The following is a 13373-nucleotide window of genomic DNA, read 5'->3' as shown; positions in this document are numbered from 1 at the left end:
TTAGGGCGGGGTGGGGCAGCCCGAAACTAGGGCGTTCACCCGCCGTTGCGCACCCTGTATCTCCCCCGCCCCCCCCCGGGGGGGGCGCCCGACATCATCGGCCGCACCCCGCCCTGCGACAGGAGCCTCCATGCTCGACTGGATCGACATCACCATCCGCATCGCAGCCGGCGTCGGATTCGGCACCTTCATCGGCTTCGAGCGCCAGTGGCGCGCCCGCACTGCCGGGGTCCGCACGAACGCTCTGGTCGCTCTGGGCTCCACCCTGTTCGTCATCATGGGCGCCTACAGCTTCGACGGCCCCGGCGCCGACCCGACCCGGGTGGCCGCGCAGATCGTCTCCGGCATCGGCTTCCTCGGCGCCGGCGTCATCATGAAGCAGGGCGCATCCATCTCCGGACTCAACACCGCCGCCACCTTGTGGGCCTCCGCCGCGGTCGGTGCGCTCGCCGGAGGCGGGCTGGTCTGGGTCGCCGCGGCCGGCGCCGGCGTCGTGATCGCCGCGAACGTGCTGCTGCGCCCGGTCGGACGCACGCTCGACCGACGCCTGGGCTCGACCGGCCGAGAGAAGAACACCGAGGTCGAATACACCTTCGAGGTGCGCTGCGCCCGTGAGGACGAGGTCGAGGTGCGCGCCATCGTGTTCGACGCCGTGCACCGCCCCGACCTGACCGTGCAGTCCATCGCCGCGACCGACCTGCCTGAGGACATCGTGGTCATCACGGCGACGGTCAGCAGCGCCGAGCGCGACGACCATCAGATCGAGCTGGCGATCGCGGACGTGATCCACACCCCCGAAGTGCTCGGAGTGCGGTGGAGCGCGCAGGACATCAGCCCCGTCGACTGAGAGCCCCCGCCGGTTCGAACCGCGGCAGCCGCGGGGGTCGGCGCTGGTCGGCCGAGCCGGCGAGGGTCCCGTCCGGCGCGATGTGGGAGAACATCTGCTCGATGACGGTCAGGATGTGCGGATCCTCCACCCGGTAGAGCTGGCGGCGGCCGTCTCGCCGGGCCGTCACGATGCCAGCGGCACGCAGCTTCGCCAGATGCTGGCTGGCCGCCGGCACGTTCGACCCTGACAGCTCGGCCAAGGTGGACACGTCGTACTCTCCGGTCGCCAGCAGCCAGACCAGGTGGAGCCGGCTCGGGGCCGACAGCATGTCGAAGCTCGCTGCGGCCGCCGCCAGTTGCGCGTCGGTGACTGGTCGGGGCTCTTCGTGCGGTTCCATCCCTCTATCATCCAACGATCTGCGATATGCGCAAGCCATTGAACGTCGATTACGCTGAGTACCGACACTCATCAGCCCGTCGACCGAGGAGGTGAACGGCGTGAGTTCCGACCCTGCGAGTTGCCGCCCGTCGTTTCCCTCACCTCCCGCTGCGCTGACGCATTGAGGGATGCCTGCGCGGCTCCGCTTCGCGACCTTCAGGAGACCTGTGATGGCTCTGCCGCGCCCCTTCGCCGGCCAGGACGCACCGCTGCGCTCCCGTGGCCATTTGGGCGCCGACATGATCGTGCTTGCCGGCGTCGCGGTGATCTTCTGGCTGCTGATCCAACTCTCCCACGGCATCACCGAGCCGTTCGATCAGGTCTTGGCGCCATCGACAGTCTCCACCGATCCGGCGAACCTGCCCTATTACGCAGCCCGGTCGCTGCTGCGCATGTTCGCGGCCCTCGCAGTATCCACCCTGTTCGCCTTCGTCTACGCCACCGCCGCCGCCCGGCTGCGGCGGGCGGAGAAGGTCCTGCTGCCCACCCTCGACGTGCTCCAGTCCGTCCCGGTCCTCGGCTTTCTGTCCATCACGCTGTCGGTCTGGCTGCTGCTGTTTCCCGGCACCGCGCTGGGCGTGGAGTGCGCTGCTGTCTTCGCGATCTTCACCAGCCAGGTCTGGAACATGACCTTCGCCTTCTACCAGTCTCTGATCACCCAGCCCCGCGACCTGGACGAGGCGGCCCGGGTGCTGCGGCTGACCAAGTGGCAGCGGTTCTGGAAGCTCGACGTGCCGGGTGGGACCATCCCACTGGTCTGGAACGGGATGATGAGCTTCGGCGGCGGCTGGTTCTTCCTCATCGCTTCGGAGGTCATCAGCGTCAACAACCGCGTCTACGCGCTGCCCGGCATCGGCTCCTACGTCGCCGCCGCCTCCCAGAACAAGCAGATCGGACGGCTACTGCTGGCGATCGCGGTGATGATCGTGCTGGTCATCGGCGTCAACTTCGTCTTCTGGCGGCCCCTGACCGCATGGGCTGAACGGTTCCGCTCCGGCGATACCGTGACCGTCGAGCAGCAGCGCAGCATCGTGCTCGACCTGCTGCGCCGCTCGGTCATCCCCGCCATCATCACCCGCGCCCTGCGCCCGGTCGCCGCCTGCCTCGAGCGGGCCACCCGGCCACTCGGACGCGCCGACCGGCCGCTGCGCATCAACCACGCACGCCGCCGCGCCGGGGACATCGCGTTCACGGTCATCGTGTGCGGCCTGATCGCCTTCGGGCTGGTGCGCATGCTCGCCTACCTCGGCGAGCACACCGGCCTGGACCAGTTCGCGGTCGCCGCCGGCCTGGGTCTGGTCACCTTCGCCCGCGTGCTCGTGCTGCTCATCCTCGGCACCCTGATCTGGGTGCCCGTCGGGGTCTGGATCGGGCTCAGCCCCAAAGTGACCCGCTTCGCCCAGCCGATCGTGCAGGTGCTGGCCAGCTTCCCCGCGAACTTCCTGTTCCCGTTCGTCACGCTCCTGCTCATCCAGACCGGCATCAGCCTGAACATCGGCGGCATCCTCCTCATGGCCCTCGGCGCCCAGTGGTACATCCTGTTCAACGTCATCGCCGGGGCCGCCGCCATCCCCAACGACCTGCGCGAAGCCGCGATCAACCTGCGCCTGAACCGGGTCCAAACCTGGCGCTACCTCTACGGCCCGGCGATCTTCGCCTCCTGGGTCACCGGCGGCATCACGGCCGCCGGCGGAGCCTGGAACGCCTCAATCGTCGCCGAGGTCGTCTCCTACGGCGACCAGACCCTCACCGCCACCGGCCTGGGCGCCTACATCGCAGGATCCACCGCGGACGGCGACTTCGCCCGCACCCTGGTCGGCGTCACCGTGATGAGCATCTTCGTCGTCGGCCTCAACCGACTGTTCTGGCGGCGGCTGTACGGCTACGCCGAACGCCGCCTCTCCCTGACCTAACCCGCACCGACAACGAAAGGACGTGAACCACATGGCGCGCCCCACCGCATCCGCCCCAGCACGAACCGCGCTGATCGAGGCTGAGCACGTCTCCAAGTCATTCCCCTCGGCCGACGGCCCGGTCCTGCATGTCCTCGATGACGTGAGCGTGACCCTGCACGAGGGCGAGGTCGTCGCCCTGCTGGGCAAGTCCGGCTCCGGCAAGTCCACCCTGCTGCGCACCCTCGCCGGCCTGATCGCCCCCAGCGACGGCGAGGTCCGCTACCGCGGCATGCCACTGGACGGCGCCAACCCCGGCGCGGCGATGGTGTTCCAGTCCTTCGCGCTCATGCCCTGGCTCACCGTCCAGGACAACGTCGAGCTCGGCCTGCGCGCCGCGGGCGTCCCTGAGAAGCAGCGCCGCGAGCGCGCCCTGGACGCGATCGACCAGATCGGTCTCGACGGCTTCGAGACCGCCTACCCCCGCGAGCTATCCGGCGGGATGCGGCAACGAGTCGGCTTCGCCCGTGCCCTCGTCCTGCAGCCCGACGTGCTCTTGATGGACGAGCCCTTCTCAGCCCTTGACGTGCTCACCAGCGAGAACCTGCGTGGTGAACTCATCTCCCTGTGGGCGCAGCCCGACTTCCCGACCAAGTGCATCTGCATCGTCACCCACGACATCGAAGAAGCCGTGCTGCTCGCCGACCGAGTGCTCGTGCTCGGAAGTGGCCCCGGCCACATCAAGGCCGAGGTCCCGATCCTGCTGCCCCGCCCCAGGGACCGGCGCAGCCCCACCTTCGACCAGGCCGTCGACCGGCTCTACGCGATCCTCACCGGCCGTGACGAGAGATCCGACGCCGAGCGCGCTGCAACCCCGGGGCCGCTGACCCATCCGCTGCCGGACGCCAGCGTGGGCGGGCTCGCCGGCCTGATCGAGATCGTCTACTCCCACGGCGGCCAGGCGGACCTGCCCGACCTCGCCGACGAGTTGTCCTTCCACGTCGATGACCTCCTGCCTCTGGTCGATGCCGCCCGGATGCTCCGGCTCCTGGAAGTCGAAGGCGCCCAAGCGTTCCTCACCGACGTGGGACGGGACTGGTACACAGCCGACATCCTGCGATCCAAGGAAGTGTTCGCCACCCTCGCCGTCGAGCACGCACCTCTCGTCGCCACAATCATCAAGGCCCTGCACAACAGCGACGGCGGCGCCCTGCGCGACGACTTCTTCCGTGACCTGCTCCACCGCGGATTCAGCGCCGAGGACACCGAGAAGCAGCTCGACATCGCCATCGCCTGGGGCCGCTACGGTGAACTGTTCGACTACGACGCCAACACCGGCGAACTCGTCCTCTCCGAAGTCGCCGCAGCCCTCACCGCCCTACTCATGGACGGCGATACCGGTGTCGGAAGCTAGCCGAGAAGGTGGGCGGGTGACCGGCGCGGTCCGCGTTACCCCTAGTGCTCCCTGTGATGTGACGAGAGAGAAGCGGCAGGCAGGGCCGGCCGGTCACTCGATGGGTAGGCGGCGCCGAGGGCGCGGAGTCAGGCGCCGCTGCTCGTGCCCGCCGGTTGCTCCGATGTGACCGAGCGGTGGAGACCTGCTGTCGCAGACTCAGTGAGTGCAGTGAGTCTCATCGACGTATATGACCTGGCCATTGCCTGGTAAAGAGCCGTTGAAGGTCAGCCGGACGGCATTGGCGCGGGTGATGTCGGGGTCGTCCATGGCTTGGATGTGCACGTGAGGTTCGGTGCTGTTGCCGGAGTTGCCGCAGCGGGCGAGCGCATCCCCCGTCCGCAGCTTTCGGCCTCGCGTGACCTGAATGCTGCCCTCCTGCAAGTGACACAGTGCGACGATGATGCCGCCGCTGTCGATCAGGACGTGGTTTCCGGCGAGTGCGGTCCAGCCCGCAGCCTGTCGGCGGTGCTGGGTCAGGGCGTACCCCAGCGAGGGCAGGCCGCGATAGGCCGGATGGTCGGGCTGGCTGTCGTGAACAGCCACTACGACACCTTCGACGGGGGCCAGGATCGGACGGCCGAAGCCGGGGAACCTGTCGGCGGGTTCCGGTCGCACCAGGGAGTTCAGTGTGATCGGTGCTGTGTGGCCGGAGTCGGTCACCGGCACGAGGTCGATGGCGTGGGCCGTGGCGAAGGCGGGCGTGCCGTGGCTGGGAACCCGGTTCGCGGGGCTGTTCTGGACGAGCCAGTGGCCGGTGAAGGGGTAGGCCAGGTCGATCGAGGCGAGGGCATGATCGCGCCCGCGACCGCTGGGGTGGCGTGCCGGATTCATGATTCAGCGACCACGGCGGGGTGTTGTGCGTCGAGGTCGAGCAGCAGCACGTCGAGTGCCGACCGTCCTGCCGGTGAGAGGCTGGCGCGAAACTCCGCGTCGAGCCTCGCCGCGGCGCGGGCGCTCGCGGCGAGTAGGTCGTGGCCACGGTCGGTGAGCTCGATGAGCTGCACGCGTCGATCCGAGGCACTGCGCGAACGGGTGACCGCCCCGGCTTGGATGAGTTGATCAACCAGCGACACGACGAGGCTGGGGGCGACGTGGAGGCGCGTTGCGATGTCGCGCTGCGAGTGCGCGAGTCCGGCACTGACCACCGCGAGCAACCCGACCTGTTTATGGGTGATCCCGACCCGTGCGATGCACTCGGAGAACCCCTGCGTGATCCGCGCCCCCAGCAGGCCGAGCCGGAAGCACGCCGCGGTCAGGATCGCTTCACCGTTGCCCTCGTCCACACTCACGAAGGTAGCATTGTGAATCATTCAGCGCTGAACGAGTAGATGGTGAACGATCGACCACGAGCGCCGTGGCTCGTGTCGCCCGGTCGAGAGTCGAACCCGCTAGCGATGACGGTGGCGATGGCAGGCATGACAGGAGTGCCGGGCGATGCCGGCCTGGCGACTCACGCGGGGAGTGTTGGCACTCAAGCCAGATGTTCGACCTCGACGCCGAGGAACTCCAGTGGCTCGCAGCAGGGCAAGTGGTAGTAAAGTGCAATCACTTGTCAAGGGAGCCGGAATGCAGAGACCACTTCGTTACTCGATCAATGTCACGCTCGACGGCTGCTGCCATCACGAGGCTGGACTCCCGCCGGATGAGGAGTCGATGAGCTACTGGACGGCAGAGATGCAGCGAGCCGACGCCCTGCTGTTCGGCCGGGTCACGTACCAGATGATGGAGTCGGCGTGGCGGCGTCCGGCCACGGGTGTTTGGCCCGACTGGATGGATGGGTGGGAGGTTCCGTTCGCCGAAGCCATTGACGGCGCGAAGAAGTACGTCGTGTCGAGCACGCTGAGCGGGGCCGATTGGAATGCCGAGCTGGTCAGGGGCGATGTGGGGCGCGCGGTTCAACAGCTCAAGCAGGAGCCCGGCGAGGGCCTGTGGGTGGGCGGTGTGACGCTGCCGTTGGCGCTGGCGGATCTGGGACTGATCGACGAGTACGAGTTCGTCGTTCAGCCGGTCCTCGCCGGACGCGGGCCGACATTGCTCGCCGGGCTGCGTGAGCGCATCCAACTCGAGCTCGTGGACCGCCGCGAGTTCCGATCAGGGGCGGTTGCCCTGCGGTATCGGTCCGGGGGAGTCTCGTCCTGACGTGGCGCAGATAGGGGCGCTTCGAGTGGAGGAGCCGCGATCGTCGGGGGGTCGAGCCTGTAGAGAGCTTCCGCGACCTTGACGGTGGCCGCGTGCTCTCTCCACGTACCATAGTAAGTACAAACATGCATTTGTGCTATGGTCGTGCCTCGAACCGAGGAGGGTGACGATGAGTGCTGCGGCAGCGGCGGATCTCGATCTGGCTCTGCGTGCCCTCGCGGACGGCAACCGCCGGGCGATCCTGCGGGTGATCCGCTCCGGGCCGCAGCCGGTCGGGGTGATCGCCGAGCGCGTCTCGCTGTCGCAGCAGACGACGTCGCATCACCTCGGTGTGCTCAGGAAGGCGGGCCTCGCCGCAGCCACCCGCGACGGCACGCGGCATCTTTTCGCGGTCGACGTCGACGGACTGGCCGCGGTGCGTTCGTACCTGGACGACTTCTGGCCGACGAAGCTGGCCGCACTCAAGAGTGCGATCGAGTCTCGGGACAGTGGCGATCGTGGCTGAGTTCCGCGACTCCATCGACATCGCGGCCTCGCCGGAGACGGTGTTCGACTACCTCGTCACCAACGCCGGCATGACGGCCTGGATGGGCCAGTACGCCGACCTCGACCCCACCCCGGGCGGTCGCTTCGCGGTGGATATCGCCGGCTATCCGGTGCGGGGCGAATACCTCGAGGTCGAACATCCGCGCCGCGTCGTCGTGTCCTGGGGCTTCGCGGGCAGTGACCTGCTGCCGGCCGGTGCCTCACAGGTCGAATTCCGGCTGACGGCCGTCGGTGGCGGCACCAGGGTCGACCTGTGGCATTCCGGGCTGCCCGACACCGAAGTGCCCGGGCATGCCGACGGCTGGATGCACTTCCTGCCCCGGCTGGGTGTCGCCGGCACCGGTGGCGACGCCGGCCCGGACGACTGGCAACCCCTCCCTGACTAGGTGAACAAATCGCCACCTCGTGGCACGAACGAAGGAGACATCGATGGCACCCGAGACCGCGCACGACGTAGTGACGAAGTACCACCGTGCCTGGACCAGCGGCGACATCGACGGCGCGATGAGTTGCGTCGCCGACGACATCAGTTGCCGTGCACCCGGCGGTGACCTGGACGGCAAGGACGCCTACCGCAGCTTCATCGGTGGATTCGCACCCATGCTCACCGGCATCGGTGACATCGCCGAGTTCGCCGACGGGAACCGGGTCGCCCTGTTCTACTACCCGCAGACCGCAGCGACCTCGACCGCCCCTGCCGCCGAGTTCTTCATGGTGACCAACGGCAAGATCAGCGAAAGCGTGCTGATCTTCGACAGGCTCGCCTACGGCCCGCCCCGGCAGGATTGACACTGGAGCAGGCGATGACTCCCGAGCAGGCCGCCCTGGTCGAGCGCCTGCGCACGCTGCTCGCGTCCGAGCGGGTGGTGCGCGAAACGTCCATGTTCGGCGTCCGGTCGTTCATGGTCAACGAGAAGCTGGTCGTCAGCGCGATGAAGAGCGGCGGGCTGCTGGTCCGCGTCGACGCCGCTCGGCACGACGAACTGCTGGGCAGGCCGGGTGCGGTGCAGGCCGAGATGGGCACGGGACGCACGATGGGGCCCGGCTGGATCGAGATTGCCGCCGATGTGATCTGGGACGACCAGCAGTTGGCCTCGTGGGTGGGCGTCGCGATGGAGTACAACCGCGCCCTCACCGGGGCGAACACCTGAGCGTCCCGCTGGTCGAGCTCGTCAAGACCCGCGACCTCGTTGGTCGTGACCCTCGTTGGTCGAGCTGGTCGAGACCCCGGTACCTCTCGATGGCCGGCTTCGACCGGCTCAATTGCCGGCTGGGCGGTCCGCGGGAACTAGCCCCTGAGGCGTCCCGTCGTGGGCAGGGTGCCACTAGGGTTCCTCGGCATGGACGACCACGAGGCACCCGATCAGATCAGGGTGATCGGCGCGACTACCAACAACCTGTGTGAGGTGAGCCTCGGGATCCCCAAGAAGGCGCTGACCGTCTTCACCGGCGTCTCGGGCTCGGGCAAGTCGTCGCTGGTGCTCGACACCATCGCCGCCGGCGCGCAACGGCTGGCCAACGACTCCTACCCGGCGTTCCTGCGGGCTCGGCTGCCGCAACTGCCGGCGCCCGACGTCCAGGCGATGTCCGGGCTCACCTTCACCGTGCTGATCGACCAGCGCCGGTTCACCCCGAACGCCCGCTCCACGGTGGCCACCGCCACCGACCTCGCCCCGCTGCTGCGGCTGGTCTTCTCGCGAGCCGGGGTGCCGTCGGCGGGCTACTCACCCGCCTATTCGTTCAACGACCCCAAGGGCATGTGCCCGGCCTGCGAGGGGATCGGCACGGTCGTCGACATCGACGTCGACGAACTCATCGACCTCGACAAGACCATCGACGAGGGGCCGGTCCGGTTCTCCAACTTCCGGCCGGGCGTCTACCGCTGGAAGCGATTCGCCTACTGCGGCTTCTTCGACCGCTCCAAGCCGATGCGCGACTACACGCCCGAAGAGATGGACCTGTTCCTCTATGCCGACGGCGTGAAACCGACCCATCCCGATCCGCGCTTCCCGGCGTCCGGGCGGTTCGACGGCGTGGTGACCCGGCTGCGCGACGTGTACGTGAAGAACCGCCCGCCGAAGATCTCCAAGAAGGTGCGCGAGGAGCTGGATCGGATCACCACCCAGCGGCCCTGCCCCGACTGCCACGGCGCCCGGGTCAACGCCGCGGCCCGAGCCAGCCTGATCGAGGGCCGCTCGATCGTCGACTGGATGGCGCTCAGCGTCAATGAACTGCACGGACTGCTGGAACACCTCACGATTCCGCAGGTCGCCCCCGCCCTGGACGGCATCCGCACCATCCTGGACGCGCTGATCTCGGTCGGCTTGGGCTATCTGAGTCTGGATCGTGAGTCGTCCAGCCTGTCCGGTGGTGAGGCGCAGCGGGTCAAGATCGTGCGGCACCTGGGTGGGGCCCTCACCGACGTCAGCTATGTCTTCGACGAGCCGTCCATCGGTCTGCATCCGGCCGACGTGCTGCGGCTGACCCGGCTGCTGCAACGGCTGCGGGACGCCGGCAACACCGTGCTGGTGGTGGAGCACCACCCGCAGGTGATCCGGATCGCCGACCACGTCGTCGATCTGGGACCCGGCGCGGGCCACGACGGCGGCCGGATCCTGTTCGAAGGGACGCCGCAGGCGTTGGCCGGTAGCGATACGCCGACCGGACGCGTGCTCGCGCAACGCCTCACGGTGAAGCAGCCGGCAAGTCCCGCTCGCTCCTGGGTGTCGGTGAACAACGCGCGAGCCCGGAACCTGACCGGTTTCGACGTCGATATTCCGATCGGGGTGCTGACGGCCGTCACCGGCGTGGCGGGTTCGGGCAAGAGTTCGCTGGCCACCCTGGAACTGCCGCGGCAACAACGCCGGTTCATCGTGGTGGGGCAGGACGCCTTGCGCGGCGGCGTCCGGTCCACCTCGCTCAGCGTGCTGGGGGTCGCGGAGAGTATTCGCAAGGCGTTCAGCGAAGCCTCGGGGCTGGAGCCGGCCTGGTTCAGCTTCAACTCCAAGGGCGCCTGCCCGGGCTGCAACGGCAAGGGCTACATCACCACCGAACTGGCCTTCCTCGACGACGTGGCCACCCCCTGCGACGCCTGCGACGGCTCCCGGTTCAACCCGACGGCGCTGGCCGTCGCCATCGACGGCCGGACGATCGCCGACGTGCTGGCGATGACCGCGGACGAGGTCGCCCAGCTGTTCGCCGGACGTCCCGACATCGTCGCCGCGGTGGGCTGGATGGACCGGGTCGGCCTCGGCTACGCCGCCGTCGGCCAATCGCTGGACACGTTGTCCGGCGGCGAGAAGCAGCGGCTGCTGATCGCCCGCCATCTGGCGTCATCGACCGACCTGGCGTCGGAGTGGATCGTGCTCGACGAACCCACCACCGGCCTGCACCCCAGCGACGTCGACCGGATCAACCTGCTGTTCGACGACCTGCTCGATCTCGGCACCACGCTGGTGGTCGTGGAACACAACCTGCGCGTGATCGCGCGGGCCGACCATGTCATCGACATCGGTCCCGGCGCGGGCATCGACGGCGGACGCCTGGTGTTCGCCGGCCCGCCGGCCGAGCTGGTCGACGACGAGTCCTCACTGACCGGACGAGCGCTCGCGATCGCTTCCTCCGCCGGTTGAGCTGGTCGGCGCCCGCGGGTTGACCTTGCCAGCACCCGACCCCCGGCTGAGGCGTCCGGTCAGGCGGACAATGACCCACAGGGCCACGCCGACGATCACCCCGGCCGTGAACAGCAGTCCGTGCCCGTCGCCGAGTCCGAGCCAGCTGGCCAGCCCGATGACCGGCCCGACGAGCCCGATCAACCGGTCCCGGCCGGTGCCGGCGCAGAGCAACGCCGCGCAGAGCGTGGCCGCGGTGAAGTAGGTCGCGCCGGAACTGCCAGCCGTGTAGGCGTCGGTGTTGGCGGCGGCGGCACGGTAGCCGGCGAGGGCGGCGACAGCTCCGATCGGTGCCCAGGCTCCGATCGCCCAGATGCCGAGGGCGAGTAGGCCTCCCCAGTACCACTCGGCCAGGGCCATCACCGCGGCCGCGGTCACAAGATTGAAGATCGCGCCGATGACCCCGTCGTCCTGAACGAAGGGGGCGGTCAGCGGGCGCCACCAGTCGGGGTTCGACGGGTCGTTGCGCAGCACGTTCAGGGTGCCCGGCCAGATCACCTCGGCCAGCGCGCCGATGGTCAGCAGGACGAGCAGCACCAGGGTGGCGATGGGCAGCCGCTTCGCGGTGGCCAGTCCGCGGAGTTCCTTCTCCAGGTTGAGCTCTTCGCTTGTGACGGCTCGTTTGCGCGCCAGCAGGCGTATTCCGGCGCGGATCGCCGCGAGGATCAGCACCGCTTCGATCGTTCGTTCGATGATCATCGTGAACCCACTTTGAACGCTGTTCGAATCGCGTCCAGCGTAGGCAGTGTTTGAACAGCGTTCAACACTCGCTACCATCGGGTGCGTGGACACCAGCCAGATCACCATGGCGTCGCTCGAGGTGGTGGAAGAGGTCGGCCTGGAGAGGCTGACCATGAGGCTGGTGGCCGATCGGCTCGGCGTCCAGGTCGGCGGCCTCTACTACCACCTGCCGGACAAGGCGGCACTGCTGCGCTCGATGGCCAACGAGCTGTGCGCACGGGCGCTGGCAGCCATCGACGAAGTCCCACCGTCGCCGAGTTGGCCGGACGCGGTGGCGCAGGCGTGCGGTCGTCTGCGTGCGACGCTGCACGCCCACCGCGACGGGGCCTTGATCCTGGCCAGCGGGCCGCTGAACGGCAGTCTGGGATCCCTGGCGCTGATGGAACGTCTGATCGAACTCGTGCAGCGCGGCATCCCGGCCGAACGGGCGAATCTGGCCGCCGACACCCTGATGGCCTACCTGACCGGATTCGTCCACCAGGAGCAGCTGGAAGCGGCCAACCCGTATCCGTTCCCTGTGTCGATGGACGAGATGCGGGCTCGCTTCCCCTTGGTGTTCCGTTCGTCGGACGACGATGAGGACGCGATGTTCGATGCCGCGGTGCGATCCATCCTCGCCGGGTTCGTTTCCTAGGTTCGGTGCGAGCGCGAAATCGAGCAACCCGACAGCCGCTGGTCTGCGCCGCGGCGCGATGGATTGTTCTGTGGCCCTGTTCGATGCGCGGCTGAGGGGCAGGTCCCGGTGGGCCGTGCCGGTCGTCCGGCGTGCGTCCAGTAAACTGCACCCTCGTGGCTTCCGCTGATCTGCTTTCCGACCTCGCCGAACTCGACAAGACGCTGACGTCGATCGAGACGGTGCTCGACCCCGCGGCCAAGAAGCAGCAGATCGACGAACTGCAGGAGCAGGCGTCCGCGCCCGATCTGTGGAACGACCAGGAGCACGCCCAACGGGTGACCTCCCGGTTGTCGGCGCTGCAGGCCGAGGTCGACCGGCTGACCGCTCTGCGGCAGCGCGTCGACGACCTGAGCGTGTTGATCGAGCTCGGCCAGGAGGAGTCCGATCCGGACACCCTGGCCGAAGCCGAGCGGGAACTCAGCCGGCTCTCCACCGACATCCAGGCGCTCGAGGTCCGCACCCTGCTCAGCGGCGACTACGACGAGCGGGACGCCGTGGTTACCATCCGTTCCGAAGCCGGGGGAGTGGACGCCGCCGACTTCGCCGAGATGCTGCTGCGGATGTACCTGCGCTGGTCGGAGCGGCACGGCTATTCCGCCGACGTCTACGACATCTCCTACGCCGAGGAGGCCGGCATCAAATCGGCCACCTTCACCGTCAAGGCACCCTTCGCCTACGGCACGCTGAGCGTCGAGCAGGGCACGCACCGACTGGTCCGGATCAGCCCGTTCGACAACCAGGGCCGGCGCCAGACGTCCTTCGCCGGCGTCGAGGTGCTGCCGGTCACCGAGGACGCCGACCACATCGACATTCCCGAGGCCGACGTCCGGGTGGACGTGTTCCGCAGCTCCGGCCCGGGCGGGCAGAGCGTGAACACCACCGACTCCGCCGTCCGGCTGACCCACCTGCCGACCGGCATCGTGGTCAGCTGCCAGAACGAGAAGAGCCAGCTGCAGAACAAGGTGGCGGCGATGAAGGTGCTGCA

Annotated in this window: 15 protein-coding genes; 11 read left to right on the top strand and 4 right to left on the bottom strand. The window is 68.4% G+C overall.

Going from position 1 to position 13373, the window contains the following annotated elements; all coding sequences use genetic code 11:
• Positions 1 to 130: 130 nt before the first annotated feature.
• On the top strand, positions 131 to 847 hold the full coding sequence (locus tag Q0066_RS04720) for an MgtC/SapB family protein (protein WP_298130558.1): 717 nt from the start codon (positions 131 to 133) through the stop codon (positions 845 to 847).
• On the opposite strand, the gene Q0066_RS04715 is transcribed toward Q0066_RS04720, so the two are convergent.
• The gene (locus Q0066_RS04715) at positions 831 to 1226 is read right to left on the bottom strand and encodes a metalloregulator ArsR/SmtB family transcription factor (RefSeq protein ID WP_298130556.1); all 396 of its coding nucleotides are present in this window, start codon (positions 1224 to 1226) and stop codon (positions 831 to 833) included. The genes Q0066_RS04720 and Q0066_RS04715 overlap by 17 nt on opposite strands.
• 211 nt (positions 1227 to 1437) lie before the next feature.
• Here Q0066_RS04715 and Q0066_RS04710 point away from each other — a divergent pair, with 211 nt between their 5' ends.
• Together Q0066_RS04710 and Q0066_RS04705 are read left to right on the top strand one after the other, a co-directional pair.
• On the top strand, positions 1438 to 3180 hold the full coding sequence (locus tag Q0066_RS04710; RefSeq protein ID WP_298130554.1) for an ABC transporter permease subunit: 1743 nt from the start codon (positions 1438 to 1440) through the stop codon (positions 3178 to 3180).
• 31 nt (positions 3181 to 3211) lie between these two features.
• A complete protein-coding gene (locus tag Q0066_RS04705; RefSeq protein ID WP_298130550.1) occupies positions 3212 to 4573 on the top strand; it encodes a nitrate/sulfonate/bicarbonate ABC transporter ATP-binding protein in 1362 nt (453 codons plus the stop codon).
• Between the two features lie 198 nt (positions 4574 to 4771).
• Here Q0066_RS04705 and Q0066_RS04700 read toward each other — a convergent pair whose 3' ends face one another.
• Both Q0066_RS04700 and Q0066_RS04695 read right to left on the bottom strand, forming a co-directional pair.
• Positions 4772 to 5446, bottom strand: a complete 675-nt coding sequence (locus tag Q0066_RS04700; protein WP_298130548.1) for a M23 family metallopeptidase — start codon at positions 5444 to 5446, stop codon at positions 4772 to 4774.
• Complete coding sequence (locus Q0066_RS04695) at positions 5443 to 5904, bottom strand: MarR family winged helix-turn-helix transcriptional regulator (protein WP_298130544.1); 462 nt, start codon at positions 5902 to 5904, stop codon at positions 5443 to 5445. The genes Q0066_RS04700 and Q0066_RS04695 overlap by 4 nt, the downstream gene beginning before the upstream one ends.
• A 220-nt stretch (positions 5905 to 6124) precedes the next feature.
• On the opposite strand from Q0066_RS04695, the gene Q0066_RS04690 reads away from it, so the two are divergent.
• The 6 genes from Q0066_RS04690 to Q0066_RS04665 all read left to right on the top strand — a co-directional run bounded on the left by Q0066_RS04690 (position 6125) and on the right by Q0066_RS04665 (position 10932).
• Complete coding sequence (locus Q0066_RS04690) at positions 6125 to 6754, top strand: dihydrofolate reductase family protein (RefSeq protein ID WP_298130542.1); 630 nt, start codon at positions 6125 to 6127, stop codon at positions 6752 to 6754.
• 169 nt (positions 6755 to 6923) lie between these two features.
• The gene (locus Q0066_RS04685; RefSeq protein WP_298130540.1) at positions 6924 to 7259 is read left to right on the top strand and encodes a metalloregulator ArsR/SmtB family transcription factor; all 336 of its coding nucleotides are present in this window, start codon (positions 6924 to 6926) and stop codon (positions 7257 to 7259) included.
• Positions 7252 to 7686, top strand: a complete 435-nt coding sequence (locus Q0066_RS04680) for an SRPBCC domain-containing protein (RefSeq protein WP_298130539.1) — start codon at positions 7252 to 7254, stop codon at positions 7684 to 7686. The genes Q0066_RS04685 and Q0066_RS04680 overlap by 8 nt, the downstream gene beginning before the upstream one ends.
• A gap of 43 nt (positions 7687 to 7729) precedes the next feature.
• Positions 7730 to 8089: a nuclear transport factor 2 family protein gene (locus Q0066_RS04675; RefSeq protein WP_298130538.1), complete on the top strand. Its 360-nt coding sequence runs from the start codon at positions 7730 to 7732 to the stop codon at positions 8087 to 8089.
• Between the two features lie 14 nt (positions 8090 to 8103).
• Positions 8104 to 8451, top strand: coding sequence for a TfoX/Sxy family protein (locus Q0066_RS04670; protein ID WP_298130535.1), 348 nt, complete (start codon positions 8104 to 8106; stop codon positions 8449 to 8451).
• A gap of 189 nt (positions 8452 to 8640) precedes the next feature.
• Positions 8641 to 10932 (top strand): excinuclease ABC subunit UvrA, encoded by a 2292-nt coding sequence (locus Q0066_RS04665; protein WP_298130532.1) that lies wholly within the window; start codon positions 8641 to 8643, stop codon positions 10930 to 10932.
• Here Q0066_RS04665 and Q0066_RS04660 read toward each other — a convergent pair.
• Positions 10888 to 11670, bottom strand: a complete 783-nt coding sequence (locus Q0066_RS04660; protein WP_298130530.1) for a hypothetical protein — start codon at positions 11668 to 11670, stop codon at positions 10888 to 10890. The two genes, Q0066_RS04665 and Q0066_RS04660, sit on opposite strands and share 45 nt — an antisense overlap.
• An 85-nt stretch (positions 11671 to 11755) precedes the next feature.
• Here Q0066_RS04660 and Q0066_RS04655 point away from each other — a divergent pair, with 85 nt between their 5' ends.
• Entirely contained in the window at positions 11756 to 12346 is a 591-nt protein-coding gene (locus Q0066_RS04655) for a TetR/AcrR family transcriptional regulator C-terminal domain-containing protein (protein WP_298130528.1), read from the top strand.
• A gap of 155 nt (positions 12347 to 12501) precedes the next feature.
• The coding region (gene prfB, locus Q0066_RS04650) for a peptide chain release factor 2 (RefSeq protein ID WP_298130526.1) at positions 12502 to 13373 on the top strand (872 nt) is incomplete at its 3' end.

It is taken from the genome of Micropruina sp., assembly GCF_027492755.1.
Classification (GTDB): Bacteria; Actinomycetota; Actinomycetes; order Propionibacteriales; family Propionibacteriaceae; genus Micropruina.
This window is presented reverse-complemented; position numbering and strand designations above follow the sequence as displayed.

Coding starts and splice junctions, on each gene's coding strand:
- Q0066_RS04720 (WP_298130558.1), top strand. CDS start 131: ATGCTCGACTGGATCGACATCACCATCCGCATCGCAGCCGGCGTCGGA.
- Q0066_RS04715 (WP_298130556.1), bottom strand. CDS start 1,226: ATGGAACCGCACGAAGAGCCCCGACCAGTCACCGACGCGCAACTGGCG.
- Q0066_RS04710 (WP_298130554.1), top strand. CDS start 1,438: ATGGCTCTGCCGCGCCCCTTCGCCGGCCAGGACGCACCGCTGCGCTCC.
- Q0066_RS04705 (WP_298130550.1), top strand. CDS start 3,212: ATGGCGCGCCCCACCGCATCCGCCCCAGCACGAACCGCGCTGATCGAG.
- Q0066_RS04700 (WP_298130548.1), bottom strand. CDS start 5,446: ATGAATCCGGCACGCCACCCCAGCGGTCGCGGGCGCGATCATGCCCTC.
- Q0066_RS04685 (WP_298130540.1), top strand. CDS start 6,924: ATGAGTGCTGCGGCAGCGGCGGATCTCGATCTGGCTCTGCGTGCCCTC.
- Q0066_RS04675 (WP_298130538.1), top strand. CDS start 7,730: ATGGCACCCGAGACCGCGCACGACGTAGTGACGAAGTACCACCGTGCC.
- Q0066_RS04670 (WP_298130535.1), top strand. CDS start 8,104: ATGACTCCCGAGCAGGCCGCCCTGGTCGAGCGCCTGCGCACGCTGCTC.
- Q0066_RS04665 (WP_298130532.1), top strand. CDS start 8,641: ATGGACGACCACGAGGCACCCGATCAGATCAGGGTGATCGGCGCGACT.
- Q0066_RS04660 (WP_298130530.1), bottom strand. CDS start 11,670: ATGATCATCGAACGAACGATCGAAGCGGTGCTGATCCTCGCGGCGATC.